The following is a 26,848-nucleotide window of genomic DNA, read 5'->3' as shown; positions in this document are numbered from 1 at the left end:
GCATCGCCGACATCCGGCTGGTGCAGGTCGACCTGGGCAAGGCCGAGCACCGTGACGAGGCGTTCACGGCGCTGAATCCGATGGCCCAGGTGCCCGTACTGGAACTGGCCGACGGCCGCACGCYGGCCGAGACGCGCGCCATCTGCACCTATCTGGAAGGCCTGTACCCGAACCCGAACCTGATGGGCGAGGATTTCGAGGAGCGGGCGTTCATCGAGATGATGGACCGGCGCTGCGAGCTGCAGCTGTTCCTGCGCATCGCCAACGTCGTCCGCCACACGCATCCCGGCCTGGCCGTGCTGGAACAGCCGCAGTTCCCCGACTTCGGCGCCGCGCAGGGCGCAAAGGTGCGCGAGACGGCGCACTGGCTGGACGGCGTGCTGGCCGACCGCGACTTCGTGGCCGGCGAGCGTTTCACGATCGCCGACATCACCGCGTTCTGCGCACTGGAATTCGCGCGCGGGCTGATGAAGTTCCGGCCGGGCGAGGAGGGCTATGTGAACCTGCAGCGCTGGCGCGACCGCATCGCGCAGCGGCCGAGCGCCCAGGTCATGTAATCAACCGACCTACTTATTGCACCCGTCTCATTGCACCCTTTTATACCAGGGCCGGTCGCCCTCGAACGCCTGGTACGAGCTGGAGTACGCATCCGACACGGCCATCGGCCGGTCCAGGCACAGCACGCCGAAGCGCGCCAGGCTGTCGTGGAACAGACGCAGCACGCGCTGGCGCAGCACGGGGCCGAAGTCGGACAGCGTGCCGCTGCACAGGATCGCCTGGAACTCGTTGAACGACGCATCCGTCACGACGCTGTACTGTGACCACGTGATGCGGCGGCGCAGGTCCGGCAGCAGGCGGGCGCGGCCGTCGCGCACTTCGAAGTAGGCCGCCAGCGGCGTGGTGCCGCCGCCGGCCGTGTGACGCGCCCTGGCCGAGTCCAGCTCGGCGATGGGCAGCCACGCGTCCTGCATTTCCGTCACCAGTTCTTCGTTGGCGAGCGTCGCATGGATGTCCAGCTTGCCCAGCACGCCTTCTTCCGCGAGCACGATGGCGAGCGTCCACGCCTCGCCGACGCCGGCGCATTCCGCCACCCAGACCCGCGGCACGGGCCACGCGCGCAGCGACGGCGCCAGCACGGTGCGCAGGCGCTGCATGTGGCCAGTATTGTCGAACAGGCCGGCGGGCTGCGGTGCCAGCATGCGCAGCAGCGCGGAGGCCGCGGCCGGATCGTGCAGCACCTGTTCCTGCAGGCCGGACAGCGTGGCCGCGCCGCGCGCGCGCATCACGCCCGCCAACCGGTGGCGCAGGGCGGTGCGGTCGTATGCGCGGAAGTCGTGGCCGAAGCGCTGGAACAGGGCTTCCAGCAGCAGCTCCGTTTCCAGCTCCTCGACCGCCAGCCCGGCCGTCAGGCCGGTCCATGCCGCGGTGGGAACAGCCGCCATCAGTGCAACCACACCCGCATCATCGACAGCAGCTGGGCCACGTCGACCGGCTTGGTGATGTAGTCCGAGGCACCCGCGGCGATGCACTTGTCGCGGTCACCCTTCATCGCCTTCGCGGTCAGCGTGATGATCGGCAGCGACTTGAATTTCGGAATGCGGCGGATGGCGCGCATCGTGTCGTAGCCGTCCATCTCCGGCATCATGATGTCCATCAGGACGATCTCGATGGTCGGATCCTTTTCCAGCACCTCGATGCCGTCGCGGCCGTTCTCGGCGAACAGCACCTGCATCTGCTGGCGCTCCAGCAGCGACGACAGCGCGAAGATGTTGCGCAGGTCGTCGTCGACGATCAGCACCTTGCGGCCCGCGAGGCCGCCGTCCGCCGCGTGGATCTCTTCCAGCATGCGGCGCTGCGTCTCCGGCAGGCTGGCCTGCGAGCGGTGCAGGAACAGTGCCGTCTCGTCGAGCAGGCGCTCGGGCGAGCGCGCGTCCTTGACGACGATGGTCTTGGCATAGCGTTTCAGCTTCGTGACCTCCTTGCGCGACAGTTCCTGCGCCGTGTAGATCACGATCGGCAGGTCGCGCAGGGGCGACTGCTTGCCGATCTGGTCGAGCAGGTCGAAGCCGGAGATGTCGGGCAAGGTGAGGTCCAGCACCATGCAGTCGAAATGCTGTTGCGCCAGCGCTTCCTGCGCCGTCTTGCCGTCTTCCGCGGTCACGATGCGCACGTCCGAATCGCCGATCAGCGAGACGATCGCCTCGCGCTGCGCCATGTCGTCCTCGAYGACGAGCAGCGCGCGCTTGCCGCCCATCAGGAATTTCTGGATGCGCTTGAATTCCTCCTGCAGCATCTCGCGGCTCACGGGCTTGTTGATGTACGAGATCGCGCCCTGGCGCAACGCGCGCTCGCGCTCGCGCAGCGACGACATCACGTGCACCGGGATGTGGCGCGTGCTCGGATCGCGCTTCAGGCGGTCGAGCACCGTGAAGCCGTCGATGTCCGGCAGGTCGATGTCGAGCAGGATCGCCGAGGGCAGGTAGTCGCGCGCCAGCGACAGCGCGGAATCGCCGCGGTGCGTGACGATGCCCTTGAAGTTCTTTTCGCGCGCGAAGTCGAGCAGGGCCTTGGCGAAGCGATCGTCGTCCTCGACGATCAGCACGGACGGGTCACCCGGCACGATCAGGCCGCGGTCGTCCAGCATGGTCGCGTATTCGACGACGCTGCCGGAAGCGTCGGACAAGGTCAGGGTCGTGACGGTGCCGCCCGCGTCCGGATCGGTCTCGGCTTCCAGCAGCACGGCCGGCGCGGAGGCGGCGGACGGTTGCGGTTGCGGTTGCGGTTGCGGCGGGGCCAGGCGGGCCGGCTGCGGCTGGCGCGTCTGCTCGTAGTTGATGAAGCCGGCGCGGTTGTACGGCAGGTACAGGGTGAACGTGGAACCGATGTTGACGGTGGACTCCACGCGGATTTCGCCGCCCAGCAGACGTGCCAGTTCGCGCGAGATCGACAGGCCAAGGCCCGTGCCGCCGTACTTGCGGGCGGTGGAGCCGTCGGCCTGCTGGAATGCCTCGAAGATCAGCTGCAGCTTGTCGGCCGGGATGCCCACGCCGGTGTCGCGCACGGAGAACGCCAGCACGGCGTCCGCATGCAGCAGGTGCGGGTGGTCCGCCGTCCAGCCGCTCGTCACGAGGCTGATCGTCAGCGACACGTTGCCGTGGCTGGTGAACTTGAACGCGTTCGACAGCAGGTTCTTCAAGACCTGCTGCAGGCGCGTGGTGTCCGTCATCACGGCGGTCGGCAGGTTGTCGGCCAGTTCCACCGCGAAGCCCAGGTGCTTCGCCTCGGCCATGTGGCGGAACGTGCGGTCCACGTAGTTGCGCAGGTTCGAGAAGCGGTATTCCGACACGTCCAGGGTGACGGTACCGGACTCGATCTTCGACAGGTCGAGAATGTCGTTAATCAGGGTCAGCAGGTCGGAGCCGGAGCCGTGGATCGTCTTCGCGAATTCCACCTGCTTCGACGAGAGGTTGCCTTCCGGGTTGTCGGACAGCTGCTGCGCGAGGATCAGCAGCGAGTTCAACGGCGTCCTCAGCTCGTGCGACATGTTGGCCAGGAACTCGGACTTGTACTTGGACGACAGCGCCAGCTGCGTGGCCTTTTCTTCCAGTGCCAGCTTGGCCTGTTCCACCTCGCGGTTCTTGCGCTCCACCTCGATGTTCTGTTCGGACAGCAGGCGCGCCTTTTCGGCCAGCTCCTGGTTGGTCTGCTGCAGTTCCTGCGCCAGCGACTGCGACTGGGTCAGCAGCGATTCCGTCCGGCTGTTTGCCTCGATCGTGTTCAGCACGACGCCGATCGATTCCATCAGCTGGTCGAGGAAGGACAGGTGGGTTTCCGTGAAGCGGTCCAGCGACGCGATCTCGATGACGGCCTTGACCTGTTGTTCGAACAGGATAGGCAGCACGACGATATTGGTCGGCGGCGCCGAGCCGAGGCCCGAGGACACGACGATGTAGTCGCGCGGGACGTCCGTCAGCCAGATGCGGGTCTTCTCCAGCGCGCACTGGCCGACCAGGCCTTCGCCCGGCAGGAACGACGTCGGCAGCTTGCGGCTGGAGCGGTAGCCGTACGAGGCGATCATGCGCAGGCGCGCGTCGGATTCCTGCGAATCCATCATGTAGAACACGCCGTGGTGCGCGGAGACCAGCGGTGCCAGCTCCGACAGGATCAGCTTCGTCACGGCCTGCAGGTCGCGCTGGCCCTGCAGCAGGCGGGTGAAGCGCGCCAGGTTGGTCTTCAGCCAGTCCTGCTGCGCGTTCTTCTGCGTCGTCTCCTTCAGGTTGCGGATCATCTCGTTGATGTTGTCCTTCAGGTACGACACTTCGCCGCGCGCTTCCACCTGGATGGAACGCGACAGGTCGCCGCGCGTCACCGCCGTCGCCACTTCACCGATCGCGCGCATCTGGTTCGTGAGGTTTGCCGCCAGCTGGTTGACGTTCTCCGTCAAGTCCTTCCACGTACCCGCGACACCAGACACGTTCGCCTGGCCGCCCAGCTTGCCTTCCGTACCCACCTCGCGCGCCACGCGGGTCACCTCGGATGCGAACGAGGACAGCTGGTCCACCATCACGTTGATGGTGTCTTTCAGTTCCAGGATCTCGCCCTTCACGTCCACGGTAATTTTCTTGGACAGGTCGCCGCGCGCCACGGCGGTGGTCACCGCCGCGATGTTACGCACCTGGCCCGTCAGGTTCGACGCCATGAAGTTCACGTTGTCGGTGAGGTCTTTCCAGGTACCGCCGACGCCCGGCACGTACGCCTGGCCACCGAGCTTACCCTCGGTACCCACCTCACGCGCGACGCGGGTCACCTCGGACGCGAACGAGGACAGCTGGTCCACCATCACGTTGATGGTGTTCTTCAGTTCGAGAATCTCGCCCTTCACGTCCACCGTGATCTTTTTCGACAGGTCGCCGTTCGCCACGGCGGTCGTCACCTCCGCGATGTTGCGCACCTGCGCCGTCAGGTTACCTGCCATCGAGTTCACGCCGTCCGTGAGGTCTTTCCACGTACCCGCGACACCCGGCACGTTCGCCTGGCCACCCAGCTTGCCCTCGGTACCCACCTCGCGCGCCACGCGGGTCACCTCGGAGGCGAAGGAGTTCAGCTGGTCCACCATCACGTTGATGGTGTTCTTCAGTTCGAGAATCTCGCCCTTCACGTCCACCGTGATCTTCTTCGACAGGTCGCCGTTCGCCACCGCGGTCGTCACGTCCGCGATGTTACGCACCTGGCCCGTGAGGTTACCCGCCATCGAGTTCACGGAGTCGGTCAAGTCCTTCCACGTACCGGCAACGCCTTTCACGACCGCCTGGCCGCCGAGTTTACCTTCCGTACCGACCTCCCTTGCGACGCGGGTCACCTCGGATGCGAACGAGGAGAGCTGGTCCACCATCACGTTGATGGTGTTCTTCAGCTCGAGAATCTCGCCCTTCACGTCCACGGTAATCTTCTTGGAAAGGTCGCCGTTCGCCACCGCGGTCGTCACCGCCGCGATGTTACGCACCTGGCCCGTGAGGTTCGACGCCATGAAGTTCACGTTGTCGGTCAGGTCCTTCCAGGTACCGGCAACGCCCGGCACGTACGCCTGGCCCCCGAGCTTGCCTTCCGTACCGACCTCCCTCGCCACGCGGGTCACCTCGGACGCGAAGGAACGGAGCTGGTCCACCATCACGTTGATGGTGTCCTTCAGCTGCAGGATCTCGCCGCGCACGTCCACCGTGATCTTCTTCGACAAGTCGCCGTTCGCCACGGCGGTGGTCACCTCCGCGATGTTACGCACCTGGGACGTGAGGTTGCCCGCCATCGAGTTCACGGAGTCCGTCAAGTCCTTCCACGTACCGGCGACGCCCGGCACGTAGGCCTGGCCGCCCAGCTTGCCCTCGGTACCGACCTCCCGCGCCACGCGCGTCACTTCGGACGAGAACGACGACAGCTGTTCCACCATCGTGTTCGCCGTGGTTGCCGCGCGCAGGTACTGACCCTTCAGCGGGTGGCCGTCCACTTCCAGCGCCATCGTCTGCGACAGGTCGCCTTTCGCCACGGCGCCGATGACGCGCGCCATTTCCGTGGTCGGGCGCACGAGGTCGTCGATCAGGGTATTGACGGAGCTGATGATGGTGGACCAGCCGCCTGCCGCGCCCGGCACGGAGGCGCGCTGCGTCAGGTGGCCCTCGCGGCCGACGACGCGCGACACTTCGGTGACCGCCTCGACCATCTTTTCCTTGGTCTCGATGATGTCGTTCAGGGTATCGGCGATCTTGCCGGACACGCCGGTCCAGTCGGACGGCATGCGCACGGAGAAGTCGCCTTTCTTCAGCGCCATCAGCGTGGACAGCAACAGCTTGACGTCGAGCTGTTCAGCCATGTCGGTCATGTTATTCATTGACTAGGAATCCTCGAGGTAGAAGAGAACGGAAGGCGGGCACCGGCGGGCACCGTGAACTGCGAGAAAGGAGCACGTGCGAGCAAGACTTTGGACGAACGCATATGTTAAATGTCTGGAAGACGCAACGATACTCTTGTGTCCGGTCAAGTCAAGCATAGGTGTCGTATCGCGGCACTTGTTACCAAAGCGATAAAAACTTGCATTTATGAAATTTTAATTGGACAATTCGCGCGAGAATAATTGAAATTCGTGGGGACCGGCGCACGATTGGATGAGGTGTTATTCTGGGTAGGTGTATCGGAACGACAACTGAGCAAAAGTTATAGCTCTGCCATAATGAACAAAAGGCTAATTTTTCGTGCTTTTTGGTTACAACTCAACTAGCATATCGAGTGTCGTTACATCAACAGCGCGAGGTAAACATGAAGGCCGTCAATCTTGACGAGTTGTTACATTCCGACACCGCGTCCAGTTGGGGCGAAGCGCTGTTCGCCCTCGGGCGCAATTGTGGATTCGACAAGGTCCTGTTCGGGATGGCGGGGTCGCGTCATGCGCGCCTGGAGAATGCTTTCGTCCAGAGTAATTACCCAACCAAATGGCGCGAGCGCTATGACGCCGAGCGGTTCGCCTATGTGGACCCGGTCGTCAGTCATTGCATGTCCAGCACCTTGCCGCTGATCTGGCAGCCGGACATCTTCCGCAGCCCGGCCCAGCGCGCAATGTATGAAGAGGCGTGCACGTACGGCATCCGCGCCGGCGTGACGTTTCCGATCCATGGTCCGAACGGGGAATTCGGCCTGCTGTGCTTTGCCGCGGACACGGCGCCGGACGGCCCGTTCCTGCGCGACGTGACACATCTGCTGCCGGACCTGGCGCTGGTACGGGATTATGCGTTCGCGTCGGGTGTGCGTTTCTGCCCGCCGCCGACGCAAGAGGCGGCGCCTCGCCTGACCCCGCGCGAGCTGGAAGTGCTCAACTGGGTCATGGTGGGCAAGTCGTCGTGGGAGATTTCAAAGATTACCGGCTGTTCCGAGGCGACGGTGAACTTTCATATGGGGAATATCCGTCAGAAGTTCAACGTCAACACCCGGCAACAGGCGGTCGTGCGAGCAATCTCGCTGGGTTTGATTACCCCAGAAGATCACCATCGTTGAGTTTGCCGTTGACATAAAGTTTCAACAGCAGAGCCACCGGGGCCGGAATGGCCAGACCCGTTTCGAAGCGGCTGCCGCTGGACTGGGTCACGCCGAAACGGCCCCAGAATTTTTCCTGGCTCTCGCGCTTGCTGATCCGATACTTCTTCAGATCACCGATGGAGGGCGCCAGAGACGCGGTCGGTTTCAGGGTGCCTGCCGAGGGTTCCCGCAGGCTTGCTTCGGTAACGAAATCATTAGCCATCGCCGCTCCTCTCAAGGAAAAGATGTGTGTGAGACAAGTATTCCATGCAACATTCATTTAGCGTCCTAGCAACCCTGCTAGTTCCCTAATGCATTGTTCAGTAGCGGTCTTTTTGAAACCAACGGTTACCGTTGACAGTGGTTATGAGTTGTGTCAGATGATCATTTGAGTTGGCTTAAAAGAAATAAATATGTCAGTGCCCACATCGTCGCGGTCTGCTCGTTGTTGGCGGCGCCGGCATGTCCTCCCTCCGTGTTTTCCCAATACAGGACGTCGTGACCCTGTTCCCGCATGCGGGCTGCCATCTTGCGCGCATGACCGGGATGCACGCGGTCGTCGCGGGTGGATGTGGTGAACAGCACGCGCGGATACCGTTGATCCGCAAAGACGTTCTGATACGGCGAGTAGCGTGCGATGTACGCCCACTCGTCGGGATCATCGGGATCGCCGTATTCACCCATCCAGGAGGCGCCGGCCAGCAGCTGGTGGTAGCGGCGCATGTCCAGCAGCGGCACCTGGCAGGCGACGGCGCCGAACAGGTCAGGACGCTGTGTGAGCGCCGCGCCGACCAGCAGGCCGCCATTGCTGCCGCCCATGATGCCGAGGTGGCGCGGGCGCGTGATGCCGCGCCGGACGACATCCTCGGCGACGGCCAGGAAATCGTCGAAGGCCTTCTGGCGGTGTTCCTTCAGTGCCGCCTGGTGCCAGCGCGGGCCGAATTCGCCGCCGCCGCGGATGTKCGCCAGCACATACACGCCGCCCTGCGCAAGCCATGCCGCGCCCGTGACGCCGCTGTAGAAGGGCGTCAGCGACACCTCGAAGCCGCCGTAGCCGTACAGCAGCGTGGGATGGCTGCCGTCCAGCGGCGCGTCCTTGCGCATCACGACGAAATACGGGATGTCGGTACCGTCGGCCGAGCGGGCCGTGAACTGGCTGACGGCATACGGTGCCGCGTCGAAGAACGCGGGCATGGCTTTCAACCGTTCGCGTGCGTCGCTGCCGGCGTCCATCAAAGTCAGGCTGCTCGGCGTGAGGAAGTCCGTGACGGTCACGAAGACCTGGTCCGAATCATATTCGTCGACGGCGGACACGTGCAGCGCACCCATGCCCGGCACCGCCACGTCGCGCCGGCGCCAGCCGCCGTCGGCGCGTGTCCACTCGACGATGCGGTTGCGGACGTTGTCGAGGATGGTGAGGAACAGCGATCCGCGCGTGGCAGCGATGCCGTCCAGCGACGTCGTCGGCGTCGGTTCGAACAACACGTCGAAGTCGCGCGCGCCGGCCATGAAGCGGTCGAACCCGATGGCCAGCAGGGCGCCCTGCGGCCAGGCGTGGCCATCGATCGTCCAGTCCGAGCGCAGTTCGATGACGAGTTGGTCGCGCAGCGCGAACGCGTTGGCATCGAGCGGCTTCGGGACCGTGGTCAGTCGTCCATCTGCCGGATCGCGCAGGAACAGCTCGCTCGTGTAGAAATCGATCTGGCGCTGCACGAACTGGCGCGTGTAGCCGGGTGTGGGGTCCTGCCAGGCGGACACCGACAGGTCGTCCGGCCCGACCTCGTGCACGAGCGTGGCCGCCTCCAGCGGCGTGCCGCGGCGCCAGGCCTTGACGATGCGCGGGTAGCCCGACGCCGTCATCGAACCGGGGCCGAAGTCGGTGGCGACGAACAGCGTGTCGTGGGCGACCCACCCGGCGCTCGTCTTCGCTTCCGGCAGCTCGAAGCCGCCGGCGACGAACGTCCGCGTGGCCACGTCGAATTCGCGTACCACGTGGGCATCGCCGCCGCCGCGCGACAGCGAGACGAGGCAGCGCGTGCCATGCGGCTCCAGGAAGCTCACGCCGGCCCAGACCCAGTTCTCCGCTTCCGTGCGCGCGAGCGCGTCCAGGTCCAGCACCGTTTCCCAGTCGGGTGCCGGCTTGCGGTACTCGTCCAGCGTGGTACGGCGCCAGATGCCGCGTTCGTGGTCGGCATCGCGCCAGAAGTTATAGTAACGGCCGTCGTGGTGGCCCACGTAAGGGATGCGGTCACGCGAATCCAGGATCGTCTTCAGGCGCGCACGCTGCGCGGCGTAGCCGGGCAGGGCGCCCAGTTCCCGTTCGGTTTCCGCGTTGCGCGCGCGGACCCAGTCGAGTGCCTCGTCCGAATCGACGTCTTCCAGCCACAGCCAGGGGTCCGTACTGTCGTGATCCATTTCCCGCATCGTTTTTCCTTTCTTCGTATCGTGCTCGCCATTTCGGCCAGTTTCGGACATACTAGCAAACATCTAAAAATTTCCGTGGAGCAATTTCGCTGACCCGTCCAATGGCAGATTTCACGATCCGCAATTCAGGCAAGGCCACGCTGCTATGGGCCGGCGGCCTTGCGCTGGCCGCGGCGGCCGGCTCCGGCCTGTACCTGGGCGCGGTCCATACGGTGGACGCCGATGCACAGGCGCGCTTCGACCACCTCGCGCGCACCAGCCGCCAGCACCTGGACGGTGCCGTGCGTTCGTACGCGGACGTGGTGCGCGGCCTGGGTGGCCTGTTCCAGGCGAATGGCGGCACGGTCACGCGACTGCAGTTCCACCGCTACGTCGAGGCGCTCGGCGTGGCCGAACACTATCCGGCCATCGAATCGGTCAATTACGCGGCCTATGTGGAGGAGGATGCGCGCGACGCGTTCGTCGCCGCCGTGCGCAACGACCGCAGTCTCGCGCCGGCCGGTTATCCGGACTTCGCGATCCGTCCCGCAGGGCACCGTCCATTCTCGACCGTGCTCACTTACCTGGAGCCGCCGCTGCCGGAAAAATTCGGCGTGGACCTGACGGCCGGGGCGCCCGCCATCGCCCAGACGCTGGCGCTGGCACGCGACAGCGGCCGCATCGCGGCATCCGGCAAGCCCATCGTCGTCGAACGGCCCGTGCGCCACCTGGGCCTCGGCCTGCGCGTCCCGGTCTACCGCATTCCGGCGGGCGACGCCGTCCCGCGCGACGTTGAAGGGCGGCGCGCCGCGTATGCGGGGTCGGTGGGCATCGGTTTTTCGATCCCGGCCCTCGTGCAGCGCGCCTTGCCGGGCGCCGATGCGCAGCCCCTTGCGCTGCAATTGTACGCGGCGGCCGACAGCCGGGTCACGGGGCCGTTGTCGGTGAGCGGCGCGGACAACCTGCTGTACGATGGAGCCGCGCCGATGCTGGCCGCGCGGTCCGGTCGCGACGATGACGACGTCCTGGAAACCGTGCTGCCCGTGCGCTTCGACGACAACCTGTGGAAGGCCCGCTTCATTGCGCGCCGCGCCGACCTGGCGGGCGGCGTCAAGCACGTGTTCCCATGGCTGGCGGGATCGGCCGGCTTCGGCGTGACCTTGCTCGTGTATGGGTTGTTCCTCAACCTCGCCCGCTCGCGCCGGGCGGCCGTCGAACAGCGCCGGCTGCTCGACCTCGTGCTGGACAATGTCGACGCCTTCGTCTACCTGAAAGACCGCGCGCGCCGCTACCGCTACGTGAACGCGAAGCTGGCGCAGGCCTGGGGCCTGCTGGCGGCGCAGATCGTGGGYCGGCGCGACAGCGAGGTGATGCCGCCGGCACAGGCCGACGCGCTGTGGGAGCTGGACCGTCCCGTGCTCGAACTGGGGCAGGGACGTTCCGTGCAGGATACCTTCGCCGGCTATGACGGCGTCGTGCGCCAGCTGTGGAGCGTAAAGGTGCCCGTGCGCGCCGACGGCGAGGTCGAGGCCGTGCTGTGCGTGGCCACCGACGTGACCGAACTGCACGTGCTGAAGGACCGGGCCGACGCGGCCAGCCGCGCCAAGAGCGACTTCCTGTCCAACATGAGCCACGAGATCCGCACGCCGATGAACAGCATCATCGGCATGGCGCACCTGGCCCGCAAGCGTGCCACGGAACCGAAGCAGCGCGACTACCTCGACAGGATCCACCACTCGGCGCAGCACCTGATGGGCATCATCAACCACATACTCGATTTTTCGAAGATCGAGGCCGGCAAGGTCGAGCTCGAACTGCTCGACTTCACGCTGGACGGGCTGGCGCGCAATGTGGCGGGCCAGCTCGGCACGCAGGCGGCGGCGCGCGGCCTCGAACTCGTGTTCGACGTGGTGCCGGAACTGCAGCGGCCCCTGCGCGGCGATCCGCTGCGGCTGGAACAGGTGCTGCTGAACTTCGTCGGCAACGCCATCAAGTTTTCCGAGCGGGGCACGGTCCACGTGCGCGCACGCGTGGAGCGCACGCTGGGCGCGGACCTGCTGGTGCGCTTCGAGGTCGAGGACCACGGCATCGGCATCGCGCCCGCCGACCAGGCGCAGCTGTTCACGCCGTTCCACCAGGCCGACCCGTCGGCGACGCGGCGCCACGGCGGCACGGGCCTGGGCCTCGTCATCAGCAAGCAGTTGGCGGAGCTGATGGGCGGGACCGTCGGCGTCACGAGCGCGCCGGCGCAGGGCAGCACGTTCTGGTTCACGGCCCGCCTGGGCGTCGTCCCGGCCTTGCAATCCGCCACCGGGCCGCTGCCGGCGGGGCCGGGCGCGCTCGCGGGCCTGTCGATCCTGCTCGTCGAGGACAATGGGTTCAACCAGCTGGTGGCGCGCGAGCTGCTGGAGGACGCGGGTGCGCTGGTCACGGTCGCCGGCGATGGCGCCGAAGCGCTGGTCCGGCTGACGGAACGTCCCGTCGATTGCGTGCTGATGGACGTGCAGATGCCCGTGATGGACGGTATTGATGCCACGCGCCACATCCGCGCCGATCCGCGCTTCGCCGACCTGAAGGTGATCGCCATGACGGCCAACGCGGGCATCGAAGACCAGGCGCGCTGCCTTGCGGCGGGCATGGATGAATTCCTGACGAAGCCGGCCCAGCCCGACACGCTCGTCGCTACGATCGCGCGCTCAACGGGACGCACTGCGGCCCGCACCGTCGGGCACGGCGTGGGTCGTCCGCCGGGCGCGGAAGAGGGCAGTCACGGCGTTGGCGCGCTGCTGGACGTGGGCGTGCTGTCCGACGCGTTCGACGGCCAGCCGGACCGGATGCGCAAATACGCGTTCCTGTTCCTGGACACGGCGCGCGACGCCCTGCGCGACATCGACCGTGCCCTGGCCGCACAGGAACCGGCGCGCGCGGCCGCGGTGGCGCACCGGCTGAAATCGTCCGCGCGCACGGTCGGGGCACTGGGCTTCGGCGACCTGTGCGCCGACCTCGAACGCCAGGTCGAGCCGGGCGCGCTGGGCCAGGCGCGCACCCTGGCGGCGCGGCTGCGCGGCCTGCTGCCGCGGCTGGAACGCCACATCCTCGCCGAACTGGGCACGCGCCAGCAGGATCACCAGACGTAAAGACCCGCCCGGCCCTGCCGGGGCCCTACCGCAGAGCGGCCGGAAGTAGTATGCTGCGCGAGTCTTCCCGTCACGTCGCATCATGCCATCCCCCATCCGCCCCGGCCTCCTCATCCTGCACGGCAACCAGATGGAGCTGCTGCGCACCGCCGTCTTCGACTGGCTGCGCGCGAATCCGCTCGGCCCGCTGGAGGAAGAGATCATGCTCGTCCAGTCGAACGGCGTGGCCGAGTGGCTCAAGATCGCGCTGGCGGAAGAACTGGGCGTGTGCGCGGCCACGCGCGTGGCGCTGCCGGCGCGCTTCCAGTGGGAAGCCTATCGCGGCATGCTGGGCCCGGAACGGGTGCCGCGCCGCTCGCCATTCGACAAGGACGCGCTGGCGTGGCGCCTCATGCGCCTGCTGCCCGAGCTGCTGCAAAAGGAAAAATTCGAACCGCTGCGCCACTTCCTGGCCGACGGCGACGCCGAACGGCGCCTGCAGCTGGCCGAGCGCCTCGCCGACCTGTATGACCAGTACCAGGTCTATCGCGCCGACTGGCTCGTCGACTGGGCGGCGGGACTGGACCAGTTGCGCCGCTCGGGCGGAGGGGGAGAAACGTCAGCTATCCCACTGGCGCCCGACCAGTGCTGGCAGGCGCAGCTCTGGCGCGAGATCCATGCGAGCCTGCCGCCCGAGCGGCGCTGGTCCGGCCGCGCGACGATCCACCAGCAGTTCATGGCGGCCGTGCTGGAGGACCGCGAACCCGTGCTGCGCCTGCCGCGCCGCGTGATCCTGTTCGGCATGTCCACCCTGCCGTACCAGACGATCCAGGCGATGGCGGGCCTGTCGCGCCACACGCAGGTGCTGCTGGCCGTGCCGAACCCGTGCCAGTTCTACTGGGGCGACATCATCGAAGGCCGCGAACTGCTGCGCGCCGCCTATAAACGCCAGCAGCACCGCAACGGCAGCGACCTCGCCGACATCCCCGTCGAACAGCTGCACGCGCACAGCCACCCGCTGCTCGCGAGCTGGGGACGGCAGGGCCGCGACTTCGTCCGCATGCTCGATGAATTCGACAATGGCGAGGGTGCGCAATTCGGCAACATGCGCATCGACCTGTTCTCGGAAGAACCTGGGGACACGCTATTGGAACAGGTGCAGGCCGCCGTGCGCGACCTGCTGCCGCTGGCCGAGCATCCGCACACGCCACCATCGCCCGACGACCGCTCGATCGAGTTCCACATCGCCCACAGCGCGCAACGGGAAGTCGAGGTGCTGCACGACCAGCTGCTGTCGTGGTTCGCGGAAGAGCGCGACGATTCTTTGCGGCCCAGGGACGTGGTCGTGATGGTGCCCGACATCGAGGCCTTCTCGGCCGCCGTGCACGCCGTGTTCGACCAGCACAAGCGCAGCGATCCGCGCTACATCCCGTTCGAGATCGGCGACGTCAAGGACCGCAGCGTGAATCCGCTGCTCGTGGCGCTGGAATGGCTGTTGCGGTTGCCGCACCAGCGCTGCCGCCAGAGCGAGGTGCGCGACCTGCTGGACGTGCCCGCCGTGGCCGCCCGCTTCGGCCTGGAAGATGCCGACCTGCCCATCCTCGGCCACTGGACCGAAGGCGCCAGCGTGCGCTGGGGCCTGGACCAGCGCCACCGCGCGGGCCTCGGCCTCGGTTCCGCGGKCGAGCAGAATTCCTGGCTGTTCGGCGTGCGTCGCATGCTGCTCGGTTATGCGACCGGGCATGGCGCGAGCTTCCGCGACATCGAACCGTACCCGGAAGTGGGCGGGCTCGATGCCGCGCTGGCGGGTTCGCTGGCGGAACTGGTCGAGGCGCTGCTGGCCTGGCGCGATGAACTCGACAAGACGCTGCGCCCGGCCGAGTGGGGCACGTGTGCACGTGCCCTGCTGGCCCGGTTCTTCCGCGCGACGGGCGAGGACGACCGCCTGATGCTGCACCAGCTGGAAGAAGCGCTGCAATGCTGGCTGGAGATCTGCGAGAACGCGCTGTTCGACGAACCCGTGTCGCTCGCCGTGATGCGCGAGGCGTGGCTCGGCCAGCTGGACCAGCCGGCGCTCTCGCACCAGTTCGTGTCCGGCGGCGTCACGTTCTGCACGCTGATGCCGATGCGCGCCGTGCCGTTCCGCGTCGTCTGCCTGCTCGGCATGAACGACGGCGACTTCCCGCGCCGCGGCCACCAGTCGGACTTCGACCTGCTGGCGCTGCCCGGACTCGGCCGCCCTGGCGACCGCTCGCGCCGCGACGACGACCGCTACCTGATGCTGGAAGCCGTGCTGGCGGCGCGTGAAAAGCTGTACGTCAGCTGGGTCGGCCGCAACGTGCGCGACAACACGGAGCAGCCGGCGTCCGTGCTCGTGTCGCAGCTGCGCGACTATCTCGCGGCAGGCTGGAACCTCGACCTGGCCGAGCGCACGACGGTGCACGCGTTGCAGCCTTTCTCGCGCCGCTACTTCGAGCGCGGCGGCCTGCTCACGTATGCGGGCGAATGGCGCTCGGCGCACGGGGCCGACGTGCAGGGCGGCGTGCAGTCCGGTAATGAAGCGCTTCTTGCCGATGCCCTGCCGCCGTTCGAGATCGACCAGGATTACCGTCTCACGCTGGGCGAACTGACGGGTTTCCTGCGCCAGCCCGCGCGCTACTTCTTCCGCCGCCGCCTGGGCGTGACGTTCGCGGACCTGGAAGTCGTCGGCGAGGACGAGGAACCGTTCTCGCTCGACGCCCTCGACCGCTACTTCCTGGAAGACGAACTGCTGGACGACAGCGGCACGCCAGAACCGCCGGACGAGGTGCGCCACGTGCTGGAGACGCGCGCCGCGCGGCTTGCGCGCGAAGGCGTGCTGCCGATCGGCCTCGTGGGCCGGCAGTGGCAGCAGCAGCTCGTCGACGACCTCGTCCCCGTGCGCCGCGCCTGGCTGGCGGCGAGCAGCCGCTATCCGCGCCCGGCGCCCAAGCTCGCGGTGAGCGTCGCCGTGGGCGGCCTGCGCATCGAGGACTGGATCGACCGCCTGCGCAGCAACATTGATGAGACCGTGTGGCTGCTGCAGATGTCGTCCAAGGTGCTGGACCGCAAGGGCGAGCCGCGCGGCGACAAGCTCATGGGCGCGTGGCTGCGCCAGCTGGCCGCGGCCGCGATGGGCGAGACGGTCGGCGGCGTGCTCGTCGCGCGCGATGCGAGCCTTGCGCTGGCGCCGCTGGAGCAGGGCGCGGCCAGGGCGCAGCTGGAAACGCTCGTCGCGCTGTGGCGGTCGAACCTCGACCGGCCGCTGCCCGTCGCGACGAAGACGGCGCTCGCGCATTTCGCCGGCGGCGATGCGCGCGAGACGTATGACGGCGGCTTCGAAATCGACGGCGAAGTCGTTGATCCGTGCCTGGCACGCCTGTGGCCGGAATTCGCGCTGCTCCGTGCGGCCGGCGGCTGGCCCGTCGTGGCCGAAGCCCTGTATGGGCCGCTGGTCGCCTGGCTGAAGGATGGCGTGACGGTCACGCGCCTGGGCGGCGATGAATCCGGCGGAGGCGAGGCATGAGCCAGTTGCTCGACGCGCTGACCTTCCCGCTGCACGGCTCGCGCCTGATCGAGGCCAGCGCCGGCACGGGCAAGACGTGGACCATCGCCGCGCTGTACCTGCGCCTCGTGCTGGGCCATGGTGGAGAAACCGGCTTCGTGCGTCCGTTGATGCCGCCCGAGATCCTCGTCATGACGTTCACCCGCGCGGCCACGCGCGAGCTGTCGAACCGCGTGCGCGCACGCCTCGTGCAGGCGGCCGCGTGCTTCCGCGGCGAGGCGGAAGCGGACGATCCGTATCTGGAGGCGCTGGCCGATGCGTACGACGACGAGGCGTCGCGTCTGGTGGCGGCGCACCGCCTGGTGCTCGCAGCCGAGACGATGGACGAAGCCGCGATCTTCACCATCGACGCGTGGTGCCAGCGCATGCTGCGCGAGCACGCGTTCGACAGCGGCAGCCTGTTCGACGAAGAACTCGTCAGCGACGAACGCGCGCTGTTCGAGGACGCCGCGCATGACTACTGGCGCCAGCACGTGTACCCGCTGTCCGGCGCGGCCCTCAAGAGTCTCCTGTCGTGCTGGAGCGACGTCGAGGCGCTGAAACGCTCGGTGCGCGAGCTGGTGCAGCGCGCCGGCCGCATCGACGACGGCAGGGAGCGGCCGCTGGGTGCCGTCATCGCGGACGCGGAACGCACGCAGCGCGATGAACTGGCGCGGCAGAAGGAGGGCTGGCATGCACGCGCCGACGCGATGGAAGCATGGATTGCGGCGCAACGGGCCGTCAATCCGAAGGCGTTCAACGGCACCAGGATGCGGCCCGACTCGCTGGCCAAGGGCTTCGATTCCCTGCGGCATTGGGCTGACGACCCCCAGGCGCACTATCCGCAACTAACCGACGCGCTGTGGGCCCGGCTGACACCCGACGGCATCCTCGGCGCGTTCAGCAAGGACTACAGCGCGGCTGTCCCCGAATGCTTCGAGCACACGGCCGCGCTGAAAGAGGGACTGGACGCCATTGCACCGGTGGCGCACGCGCTGTTGCGCCATGCCGCCTGCGCCATCGCGCACCGCATGGCGGAGCTCAAGCGCCGCAACCGCCAGTTCGGCTTCGCCGACATGCTGGCGCGCCTGAAGGATGCACTGGAAGGGCCGAACGGCGAGGCGCTGCGGCGGCGCATCCTCGACCAGTATCCGGTGGCCATGGTCGACGAATTCCAGGACACGTCGCCCGACCAGTACCGCATCTTCGACCTGTTGTACCGCGTGGCCGACAACGATCCGGCGCGCGGCCTGTTCCTGATCGGCGACCCGAAGCAGTCGATCTACGGCTTCCGCGGCGCCGACATCCACAGCTATTTGTCTGCACGCCGCGCGACGGCGGGCCGGCACTACCAGCTGGGTACCAACTACCGCTCCACGCGCCAGCTCGTCGCCGCGGTGAACCGGCTGTTCAGCCACGCCGAGGGCAACTACGCGGCCGGTGCGTTCCGCTTCCGCAAGGGCGAAGAGAATCCGCTGCCGTTCGAATCCGTCGATGCGGCGGGCCGCAAGCAGCGGCTGGTCGGCGTCGATGGCCCGTTCCAGGCGCTGGCCGTCGGCATGGCGGACATCGAAGACCTGCGCGCGGACGACTACCGCGAATTCTTCGCCCAGCACTGCGCCGAGCACATCGTGCGCCTGCTGAACGATCCGCACGTCGGCTTCGAGGACGATGCGGGCCGCTTCACGCGGTTGATGCCGGCCGATATCGCGATCCTCGTGCGCGACCGGCGCGAGGCGGCCGCCGTGCGGCGCGCGCTCGTGCAGCGCAAGGCGGCCAGCGTCTACCTGTCCGACCAGGACTCCGTCGTGGAAAGCGACGAAGCCCGCGACGTGCTGCGCTGGCTGCAGGCCGTCGCCAATCCGCTCGACGTCACGCTTGCGCGCGCTGCCTTCGCGACGGCGACGTGCGCGCTGCCGCTGGCCGAACTGGCGCAGCTGGCGAGCGACGAGCTGGCGTGGGAAGTGCGTGTGGAACAGCTGAAATCCCTGCACCAGGCGTGGCAGCGCCAGGGCGTGCTGGCGATGCTGCGCCGCTTCATCCACGAACTGGGCCTGCCCGCCAAGCTGCTCGCGGCGACGGGCGGCGAGCGGCGCCTGACCAATCTGCTGCACCTGGCCGAGCTGCTGCAGGAAGCGAGCCGCGAGCTGGATGGCGAACAGGCTCTGATCCGCTGGTTCGCCGAGCAGATCGAGGGCATGGGCGAGGGGCGGGGTGATAACAACAGCGAGCGCGTGCTGCGCCTGGAGTCCGATGCGGAACTCGTGAAAGTGGTCACCGTGCACAAGTCGAAGGGCCTGGAATATCCGCTCGTGTACCTGCCGTTCGCCGTCACGGCGCGCAAGACGGACCGCCGCAACCGCGCCTTCTTCGAATACGTGGAAGACGATGGCGAGCGCCGCATCGACCTGGGCCTGTCCGACGTGGCCATGGAGGCCGTCGACCGCGCCCGCCTGGAAGAAGATCTGCGCCTGCTGTACGTGGCGCTGACGCGCGCGGCACTTCCTGTGGCTCGGCGTCGCCGCCGTGGCCGCGCCGCGCAAGAAGGGCGAGAACCTGCTGCACGAATCGGCGCTCGGCTATCTGCTGACGGGCGGCACGCCGGTGCCGGCGACCTCGGTGCGCGAGCGCTGGGAAGCCTTGCGCGGCGACGTCGACGCGGCCGTCGACACGGGCATCGAGCTGCATGCGCTGGCCAGCCCGGACGGCTGCACGCCGCTGCGCCGTATGGACACGCGGCCGGAGCTGGTGGACCCGCCGCGCTTCGAGGCGCGGTTCGAGCGCAACTGGGCCGTCGGCTCGTTCACGTCGTTGACCCGGAACACGGTGGCGGCAGCCGCGCCGCCCACGCGGCCGCAGGAAGAAAACCTGCTGGAGGAAGAAGATCCCGGCGTCGTCGAAGTCGCGCACAGCGAAGACGCGCCGTGGCACCGCTTCCCGCGCGGCGCCGGCCCCGGCAACTTCCTGCACGAGCAACTCGAATGGATGGCACAGGAAGGCTTCGGCCAGGTCGACGACGAACAGTTCCGCGACCGTCTCGCCCAGCGCATCCAGCGTGCCGGCTGGGGTAATCGGCTGGACGATGCGCTGGCCTGGCTGCGCATGATCGCCGTGACGCCGCTGCCGCCGGTCGGCTGCGCGCTGGCGGACATCGATGCGCCGCTGGCCGAGATGGAATTCTGGTTTCCCAGCCGCCAGCTGGACGTCGCCGCGCTCGACCGCCTGTGCCGCCGCCGCATGCTGGGGAAGACGCCGCGCCCGGTACTGCCGGAGCGCCAGCTGCACGGCATGCTGAAGGGTTTCACGGACCTCGTGTTCGAATGCCACGGCCGTTACTGGGTGCTGGACTACAAGTCGAACGCGCTGGGGGCGGGCGACACGGCGTACACGCAGGCCGCGATGGCGGCGGGCATGGCCGAGCACCGCTACGACATCCAGGGCGCCATCTACATGCTGGCCGTGCACCGCCTGCTGCGCGCGCGCCTGGGGGACGCGTACTCGCCGCACGAGCACCTGGGCGGCGCCGTGTTCCTGTTCCTGCGCGGGATCGGCAACCCGGCCACGCATGGCTGCTACCTGCTGGAGCCGGACCTGGAATTGCTGGAGGGCCTGGACCGCCTGCTCGGAAAGGACACGCATGAAGACTGACGCCATCGACATCGGCGCGTTCTGGGGCGAGGTCGAGCGCCTGACGGAAGCGGGCGAATTGCGCCGGCTGTCCGGCGTGTTCGCGCGCTTCGTCGCCACGCTGGGCGCCGCCGCCTGCGCCCGTTCGACGCCGCTGCTGCTCGCGAGTCTCGTGCTGTCCGAGCTGGAAGGCAGAGGGCACAGCTGCCTGCTGCTGGATGACCTCGTGGGCGACCCGGCCGCGCTGCTCGGCTGGGCGGACGAGGACTGGAAGCTGCTTTCGAAGGCTGCGAAGCCCCTGCCGCGCGGCGTCAAGGGCTGGATGGCGCAACTGGCTGCATGCGAACAGGTGTGGCGCGTGGGCGACCTCGATTACGACCAGCCGCTCGTGCTGGACGATTCCCGGCTGTACCTGCGCCGCTACTGGCGCGACGAGACCCTCGTGGCGTCGTGCGTGCGCACGCGCGCGCAGGAGCGCCGCCCGGTCGACGTCGATCATGCGCATGCGTGGCTGGAAGCGCTGTTCGGCGCCCAGCGCGCGGGCGAATCGCCGGACTGGCAGCGCATCGCCTGCGCCGTCGCGCTGCGCGGCGCGTTCGCCATCATCACGGGCGGTCCGGGCACCGGCAAGACGTACACGGTGGCGCGCCTGCTGGCGCTGCTGTTCGCGACCGCGCCGGACGCGGCGCGCCAGCGCATCGCCCTCGCCGCGCCGACGGGCAAGGCGGCGGCGCGCCTGAAGCAGTCGATCGACAAGGCGCTGGGCGACCTGGCCGAGCGCGTCGGCGAAGCGCTGCCGCTGCGCGAGCTGACGACCCGCATGGGCGCCGCGCGCACCCTGCACAGCCTCCTCGGCGCGCGCCCGGACACGCGCAGCTTCGCGCACCACCGCGGCAATCCGCTCGACGTGGACGTCCTGATCGTCGACGAGGCGTCGATGGTGCACCTGGAGATGATGGCATCGCTGCTGGGCGCGCTGCCTGCGGGCGCTACGCTGATCCTGCTGGGCGATAAGGACCAGTTGGCGTCCGTGGAAGCGGGCGCCGTGCTGGGCGACCTGTGCCACGACGCCCAGGCCGGCCGCTACGACGCCGACACGCTGGCCTATGTGCAGGCGACCAGCGGCGAGACGATCCCCGAGAGTTTCGCGGGCGCCGGCGGCGCGCTGGCCCAGCAGACCGTCATGCTGCGCCACAGCCGCCGCTTCGGCGGCCCGATCGGCAAGCTGGCGCTGGCCGTCAACGCGGGCGACGTGGAAGGCGCGGCGGCCGTGCTGCGCGCACCGGCATCGTTGGGCGTGCTGCGCTGGATCGACCACGCGCACCAGCACCACGTGATCCAGCTGGCCATCGACGGCTACCGCCCCTACCTGGAACTGCTGCGCGCCGGCAGCGCGACGCACGCGGACCACGAGGAGTGGGTGCGCGCCGTGCTGCAGCGCTTCGAGGCGTTCCGCGTGCTGTGCGCCGTGCGCGAGGGCGAGTGGGGCGTCGGGGGCCTGAACGACGCCATCGAACAACGCCTCGCGCACGCGGGCCTGATCGTGCGCGGCGACTGGTACATCGGGCGCCCCGTGATGGTCACGCGCAACGATTACCCGACCGGCACGTTCAACGGCGACATCGGCCTGGCGCTGCCGGACCCCGCGCGTCCGGGCTCGTTGCGCGTGTGGTTCCTGGAAGGCGACAACGTGCGCAGCGTGCTGGCCACGCGGCTGCGCCACGTCGAGACGGCGTACGCGATGACGGTCCACAAATCGCAGGGCTCGGAATTCGCGCACACGGTACTGGTCCTGCCGAAAGAGGGCGGGGCGGTGCTGGCGCGCGAGCTGGTCTACACGGGCATCACGCGCGCGAGCCGGCAATTCACGCTGACGACGCCGGAGCCGACCGTGCTGGGGGAGGCCATTCTGCGGCGCACGCATCGGGCGAGCGGGCTCAGGGGGATGGTCGAGAAGTAGCCGCGTGGCGCGTGCAATCGTTGCAGCGGATCGGTTTGTAGAGGATAAATATGATTGTGCCGTCCCGACAATCACCGCTTCAATACGAGGAGTACGTATGCAACATGACTGCACCCATTTCCACGAGATCGCGACCCGCGAAGCCAATACTGACGGCTGTGAAGAGTGCTTGCAAACAGGCGACACCTGGGTGCACCTGCGCGTCTGTATGACATGCGGACACGTCGGCTGCTGCGACGATTCGAAAAACAGGCACGCCACGCGCCATTTCCATTCGACGGGTCATCCGGTGATCCGGTCGAAGGAGCCGGGAGAAAGTTGGGGCTGGTGCTACGTCGACCGGATCGTCAAGGATCCGGTGTAGGGTGGCGTATCCGCGCCTTCTGTGCTGGACTATTACAGTGAGATGGACAGCATCAGTGCTACCGAGTTCTCGGAGCCTTGGCGGAATTTGACATCCGTGTAATCTTCGGGCAGTGACTTCCCTTCAACGATGCCTGTCGCCAGCTCCCGAGTCTTATGCGTCACCCATCCGAGTCCGAGGCTGATATCACGGGGCGTTGTTCCGGTCGTTTTAAATGTAACCTGAGGTCCCACGGCGAAGCCATCGAACGCTTGATTACCCGGCCCACCTACCAGCTTTACTCCCGCGAACAGGCCAAATCCGATCTTTGAAGTGTCGTTTGTTTGAAGGAGGCCGAATGTCTTGTTGTAAGTAAAGATATTCCAGTTGATGGTTGCCCATAAGCTAGGAAGGGTCTTGTACTGTTTGTCAACCGACACGAGACGATTGGGACCGTTGGTTGTCGCCTCTTCGATATAAGGCGAGCGATATTGCTCTGCACCAAGAGCAAAACCAAATCCGACTGCTTGCAGGGCGGCCGAATTGGGAGCAGGAGCTTGAGCTCGTGCGGTGAAAGGAACAGTCAGCGCCGCGACGCAAAGCGTCAACATCGAAAGTAACTTCATACATTCCCCATAGTTGTTGGAAATCACATTTTAGCTTTTTGCCTAGGTGTAAGTACAAAGAATTGGACGTTCCAAACACGTAGCCGCATCGGCGTTCTTTGCTTTCTTCATGGCAACAATGTTAAAGTTGCGCTCTGCGCAAAGTTATCGGAGCGGTATCATGTTGATCGTCGTGGGTTTCATCATCGTGCTGTTGGCCGTGTTCGGCGGCTTCGTGCTGCAGGACGGCCATCTGGCCGCGCTGTTCCAGCCCTATGAACTCCTGATGATCTTCGGCGGTGCGCTGGGCGCCTTCGTCATCGCCAACGACCGCAAGGCGATCGGCCTCACGTGGCGCAGCCTGCCGATCCTGTTCCACGGTTCGCGCTACACGCGCGAGCTGTACATGTCGCTGATGGCCCTGCTGTTCGACCTGTTGACGAAGGTGCGGCGCGAAGGGTTGATGTCGCTCGAGGACGAGATCGACGCGCCGTACGAGAGCGCCATCTTCACGAAGTACCGCGTCATCCTGCTGGACGACCATCTGCTCGACTTCATCACGGACTACCTGCGGCTGATGGTGTCCGGGACGATGAACGGCTACCAGCTGGAGAACCTGATGGACAACGAGATCGCGACCTACCAGGAAGACGCGGACATCCCCGTCCAGGCGATCCACAAGCTGGCCGACGGCATGCCCGCGTTCGGCATCGTCGCGGCCGTGATGGGCGTCGTGCACACGATGGGCGCCATCGGCCGCCCGCCGGCCGAGCTGGGCGGCCTGATCGCGGCCGCGCTGGTCGGTACTTTCCTCGGCATCCTGTTGTCGTACGGCCTCGTCGCACCGCTGGGGAGCCTGCTGCACCGGCGCCACCAGGAAGTCGTCAAGGCGCTGCAATGCGTGAAAGTGACCCTGCTGGCGTCGATGAACGGCTATGCGCCGACCATCGCCGTGGAATTCGGCCGCAAGGTCATCTCGGCCACGGAGCGCCCGACCTTCGCCGAGCTGGAAGGCCATGTGCGCCAGTTGAAGTCGCGCTAGCGGTCAGGGCTTGGCCGCGGCTTCGATGCCGGCCAGTTTCCAGCTCCACAGGCCGGCGCGACGGAAAATGAAGTTGCCATCCKTTGTCTTGACGGCGAACCGGTCCCAGCTGCGGTAGTTCACCGCGTAGCGGGGGCGTTCCGGCGCCACGTTGGCGTCGCTCGCGTGCGGCGCCTGTTTCGCGAGTGCGATCCGGCCCTGTTCCAGCATGAGTGCGACGCCGCGCGGTGAAGCGATGAGGTCGACGAGCGGATTGACGACCGCCATCGCGAAGGACGTACCCAGTGCGGCCACCGGATTCGTGCTCTCGGTCGTGGCCGGATCGCCCTTCATCGATGCCAGGATCTGGCTTTTCACGCTATCGCGCAGGGCGGGGAAGTCGACCTGGGCGCTGACGGCATCGGCGTCGCGATGGGCGACGGCGGATTGCATGCGTTGCAAGGTCCACCACGGGCTGGCGAAGCTGGTGGCGGCAACGATGAGGAGGGCGCCGGCGGCGCCTGCGGCGAGGACTCGGGTGCGTTTCATGATGCGGTCATTGCTTGTTGGAAAAGCGCCATGATACCGGAGAATGCACCGCGTAAATATTAAAAAAGCCGGGACGGTGACCCGACCCGGCTTGTTGTTTCGGCCTGCGCCCGTTCAGCGGTGGCGGCGGTGACGCGTCACGGTCACGTGCTTGTGCCCGCGCCGGGTGCTGCCTCCGACCGACGCACGGATGCGCGGCCCACCCGCGCTGGCGTGCAGGCGCGGGGAGTCGGCGCGCGTCGACACGGGGCCGGCGTCGCCCAGCACGTGGCGGCGGATGTTCAGGGCGTCCAGGATGCGCACCGATGAGGCGCCCGCGTTCAGCAGCACCATCGTGGCGTTCTTGCCGGCCGCTTTCACGCGCATGATCAGGCAGCGGCCCGCTTCCTGCGTATAGCCCGTCTTGGACAGGCCGATATCCCAGCCCTTGGCGCCGACGAGGCGGTTCGTGTTGTGGTATTCGACGTCGCGGCCCTTGATGTTGATCAGGTCCTTCGACGACGTGGTGATGCGGGTGATTTCCGCGTAATTCGACGCGGCGGTCGCCATCTTGACGAGGTCGGCGGCCGTCGAGCGGTTGTTCGGGCTCAGGCCGGTCGGTTCCTCGATCGCGGTCTGCGTCATGCCCAGCGCGGTGATCTTGCGCTTGACGGCGGCGCGGAACGCCTCGATGCCGCCCGGATAAGTGCGCGCCAGCGCGGCGGCGGCGCGGTTGTCCGAGGACATCAGTGCCAGCTGCAGGACGTCACGGCGCGGAATGGTCGCGCCGACGGGGACGCGCGACGTGCTGTGCTTCAGCATGTCGACGTCTTCTTTTTCGATTTCGATCGGCTCGTTCATGTCCTGGTGGGCATCGAGCACGACCATGGCGGTCATGAGCTTGGTCAGTGAAGCGATCGGTGCGACGGTGCTGGCGTTCTTTTCGAACAGCACCTTGCCGGTATCGTCTTCGACGACCAGCACCGATTGCGATCCGAACGGCACGGCGAGGGCGGCCGCACTGGAGATCGTCATCACTACGGCAGCGAGGATTTTCTTGATCATGGATGGTGTCTGGGTACGGTTAATGATCGGGCGCCGGACGGCGGCGGAACATCAGCGTCGAGGGGCGGATGATAGCGTCTAGCTATGCAATGCCAATAAGTTGAACGATAGCATCAAACATTGCCGTGTGTCTACGTCAGTACTTGAAATATCGAGTCTAACAGCAAGATTCTACAAGAAAAAAAAGCCCCGCGTTGCCGCGAGGCCTCCTTTTTGAACGGATGGTGGCGTTCTGTCTTATTTCGATTGGTAGATCTTGTCGAATTCGCCAYCGTCGTCGAAATGCCGTTTCTGCGCAGCACGCCATCCGCCGAATACGTCGTCCACGGTGAACAACTGGATCGGCTTGTAGTTGGTGCTGAACTGTTTCATGACCTTGTCGTTGCGCACGCGCATGTAGTGTTTTGCACCGATGGTCTGGCCCGTTTCCGAGTACAGGAAATTGAGGTAGGCGGTCGCCTGCTTGCGGATGCCCTTGCGGTCGACGACCTTGTCGACGACGGCCACCGGCGATTCGGCCAGCACGGAAATGGACGGGTACACGACTTCGAAGTCGTCGCCGAATTCGGCGCGCACCAGGTTCACTTCGTTTTCGAAAGTGACGAGCGCGTCGCCGATCTGGCGCTGGGTGAACGTCGTCGTGGCGGCGCGGCCGCCGGCGTCCAGCACGGGCACGTTCTTGAAGATCTTGCCGACGAGCTCGCGCGCCTGCGCTTCGCTGCCGCCCTTCTTGACCACGGAGCCCCACGCTGCCAGGTACGTGTAGCGGCCATTGCCGGCGGTCTTCGGGTTCGGGATTACGACTTTCACGCCCGGCTTGGCGAGGTCGGCCCAGTCCTTGATCCCTTTCGGATTACCCTTGCGCACCAGGAACACCATGGTGGAGTAGTAGGGCGCGGCATTGTCCGGGAATTTCTTCGCCCAGTCCTTCGCGACGAGGCCGCGGTCGGCCAGCATGTCGATGTCGTTGGCCTGGTTCATCGTCACGACGGACGCTTCCAGGCCGTCGGCGACGGCGCGGGCCTGCTTGCTGGAGCCGCCGTGCGATTGCTTGATCG

General features: G+C 66.7%; 15 protein-coding genes and 1 pseudogene. 8 read left to right on the top strand and 8 right to left on the bottom strand.

Translation table 11 applies throughout. From position 1 onward, the window contains the following. Window positions 1–2: 2 nt before the first annotated feature. Window positions 3–557 carry a glutathione S-transferase family protein gene (locus AC1DYX_RS09720; protein ID WP_477258612.1) on the top strand — a complete coding sequence of 185 codons (555 nt, stop codon included), beginning with the start codon at window positions 3–5 and terminating at the stop codon, window positions 555–557. Window positions 558–584: 27 nt separating this feature from the next. Here the strand turns inward: AC1DYX_RS09720 and AC1DYX_RS09715 are convergent, their stop codons facing one another. Together AC1DYX_RS09715 and AC1DYX_RS09710 are read right to left on the bottom strand one after the other, a co-directional pair. Further along, window positions 585–1,442, bottom strand: coding sequence for a CheR family methyltransferase (locus AC1DYX_RS09715; RefSeq protein ID WP_477258611.1), 858 nt, complete (start codon window positions 1,440–1,442; stop codon window positions 585–587). Then, window positions 1,442–6,382, bottom strand: coding sequence for a HAMP domain-containing protein (locus AC1DYX_RS09710; protein ID WP_477258610.1), 4,941 nt, complete (start codon window positions 6,380–6,382; stop codon window positions 1,442–1,444). Before AC1DYX_RS09710 ends, AC1DYX_RS09715 begins: the two co-directional genes overlap by 1 nt. Window positions 6,383–6,807: 425 nt before the next feature. Here AC1DYX_RS09710 and AC1DYX_RS09705 point away from each other — a divergent pair, with 425 nt between their 5' ends. Next, window positions 6,808–7,539 carry a helix-turn-helix transcriptional regulator gene (locus AC1DYX_RS09705; protein ID WP_477258609.1) on the top strand — a complete coding sequence of 244 codons (732 nt, stop codon included), beginning with the start codon at window positions 6,808–6,810 and terminating at the stop codon, window positions 7,537–7,539. Here the strand turns inward: AC1DYX_RS09705 and AC1DYX_RS09700 are convergent. Both AC1DYX_RS09700 and AC1DYX_RS09695 read right to left on the bottom strand, forming a co-directional pair. Next, on the bottom strand, window positions 7,514–7,783 hold the full coding sequence (locus AC1DYX_RS09700) for a helix-turn-helix domain-containing protein (RefSeq protein ID WP_477258608.1): 270 nt from the start codon (window positions 7,781–7,783) through the stop codon (window positions 7,514–7,516). The genes AC1DYX_RS09705 and AC1DYX_RS09700 overlap by 26 nt on opposite strands. 161 nt (window positions 7,784–7,944) lie before the next feature. Beyond that, on the bottom strand, window positions 7,945–9,975 hold the full coding sequence (locus tag AC1DYX_RS09695; protein WP_477258607.1) for a prolyl oligopeptidase family serine peptidase: 2,031 nt from the start codon (window positions 9,973–9,975) through the stop codon (window positions 7,945–7,947). A gap of 110 nt (window positions 9,976–10,085) precedes the next feature. Between AC1DYX_RS09695 and AC1DYX_RS09690 the strand changes: the two genes are divergently transcribed. From AC1DYX_RS09690 to AC1DYX_RS09670, 5 genes and pseudogenes are all read left to right on the top strand, one after another. Beyond that, window positions 10,086–13,100: a CHASE domain-containing protein gene (locus tag AC1DYX_RS09690; protein WP_477258606.1), complete on the top strand. Its 3,015-nt coding sequence runs from the start codon at window positions 10,086–10,088 to the stop codon at window positions 13,098–13,100. A gap of 82 nt (window positions 13,101–13,182) precedes the next feature. After that, window positions 13,183–16,623, top strand: coding sequence for an exodeoxyribonuclease V subunit gamma (recC, locus tag AC1DYX_RS09685; protein WP_477258605.1), 3,441 nt, complete (start codon window positions 13,183–13,185; stop codon window positions 16,621–16,623). Then, window positions 16,620–20,289 (top strand): annotated as a pseudogene (gene recB / locus AC1DYX_RS09680) (exodeoxyribonuclease V subunit beta). Before recC ends, recB begins: the two are co-directional and overlap by 4 nt. Continuing rightward, window positions 20,279–22,228 carry an exodeoxyribonuclease V subunit alpha gene (gene recD, locus AC1DYX_RS09675; protein ID WP_477258604.1) on the top strand — a complete coding sequence of 650 codons (1,950 nt, stop codon included), beginning with the start codon at window positions 20,279–20,281 and terminating at the stop codon, window positions 22,226–22,228. Before recB ends, recD begins: the two are co-directional and overlap by 11 nt. 97 nt (window positions 22,229–22,325) lie before the next feature. Continuing rightward, window positions 22,326–22,592 (top strand): UBP-type zinc finger domain-containing protein, encoded by a 267-nt coding sequence (locus AC1DYX_RS09670; RefSeq protein WP_477258603.1) that lies wholly within the window; start codon window positions 22,326–22,328, stop codon window positions 22,590–22,592. A 32-nt stretch (window positions 22,593–22,624) separates the two neighbouring features. On the opposite strand, the gene AC1DYX_RS09665 is transcribed toward AC1DYX_RS09670, so the two are convergent. After that, a complete protein-coding gene (locus AC1DYX_RS09665; RefSeq protein ID WP_477258602.1) occupies window positions 22,625–23,197 on the bottom strand; it encodes a hypothetical protein in 573 nt (190 codons plus the stop codon). A 160-nt stretch (window positions 23,198–23,357) separates the two neighbouring features. Between AC1DYX_RS09665 and motA the strand changes: the two genes are divergently transcribed. Continuing rightward, complete coding sequence (gene motA / locus AC1DYX_RS09660) at window positions 23,358–24,218, top strand: flagellar motor stator protein MotA (RefSeq protein WP_477258601.1); 861 nt, start codon at window positions 23,358–23,360, stop codon at window positions 24,216–24,218. A 3-nt stretch (window positions 24,219–24,221) separates the two neighbouring features. Here the strand turns inward: motA and AC1DYX_RS09655 are convergent, their stop codons facing one another. The 3 genes from AC1DYX_RS09655 to AC1DYX_RS09645 all read right to left on the bottom strand — a co-directional run. Then, on the bottom strand, window positions 24,222–24,746 hold the full coding sequence (locus tag AC1DYX_RS09655; RefSeq protein WP_477258600.1) for a DUF2939 domain-containing protein: 525 nt from the start codon (window positions 24,744–24,746) through the stop codon (window positions 24,222–24,224). A 114-nt stretch (window positions 24,747–24,860) separates the two neighbouring features. Beyond that, entirely contained in the window at window positions 24,861–25,790 is a 930-nt protein-coding gene (locus AC1DYX_RS09650; RefSeq protein ID WP_477258599.1) for a serine hydrolase, read from the bottom strand. 237 nt (window positions 25,791–26,027) lie between these two features. Continuing rightward, window positions 26,028–26,848, bottom strand: an 821-nt coding sequence (locus tag AC1DYX_RS09645) for a sulfate ABC transporter substrate-binding protein (RefSeq protein WP_477258598.1), incomplete at its 5' end; no start/stop codon positions are given.

This window comes from Massilia sp. P2_C2 (assembly GCF_056404615.1).
The sequence above is the reverse complement of the archived record's forward strand: the minus strand, read 5'-3'. Positions and strand labels throughout refer to the sequence as shown.

Bases quoted from the DNA above. Each gene is read 5' to 3' on its own strand.
- AC1DYX_RS09715 (WP_477258611.1), bottom strand. From the start codon at position 1,442: ATGGCGGCTGTTCCCACCGCGGCATGGACCGGCCTGACGGCCGGGCTG.
- AC1DYX_RS09705 (WP_477258609.1), top strand. From the start codon at position 6,808: ATGAAGGCCGTCAATCTTGACGAGTTGTTACATTCCGACACCGCGTCC.
- AC1DYX_RS09700 (WP_477258608.1), bottom strand. From the start codon at position 7,783: ATGGCTAATGATTTCGTTACCGAAGCAAGCCTGCGGGAACCCTCGGCA.
- recD (WP_477258604.1), top strand. From the start codon at position 20,279: ATGAAGACTGACGCCATCGACATCGGCGCGTTCTGGGGCGAGGTCGAG.
- AC1DYX_RS09670 (WP_477258603.1), top strand. From the start codon at position 22,326: ATGCAACATGACTGCACCCATTTCCACGAGATCGCGACCCGCGAAGCC.
- AC1DYX_RS09665 (WP_477258602.1), bottom strand. From the start codon at position 23,197: ATGAAGTTACTTTCGATGTTGACGCTTTGCGTCGCGGCGCTGACTGTT.
- motA (WP_477258601.1), top strand. From the start codon at position 23,358: ATGTTGATCGTCGTGGGTTTCATCATCGTGCTGTTGGCCGTGTTCGGC.
- AC1DYX_RS09650 (WP_477258599.1), bottom strand. From the start codon at position 25,790: ATGATCAAGAAAATCCTCGCTGCCGTAGTGATGACGATCTCCAGTGCG.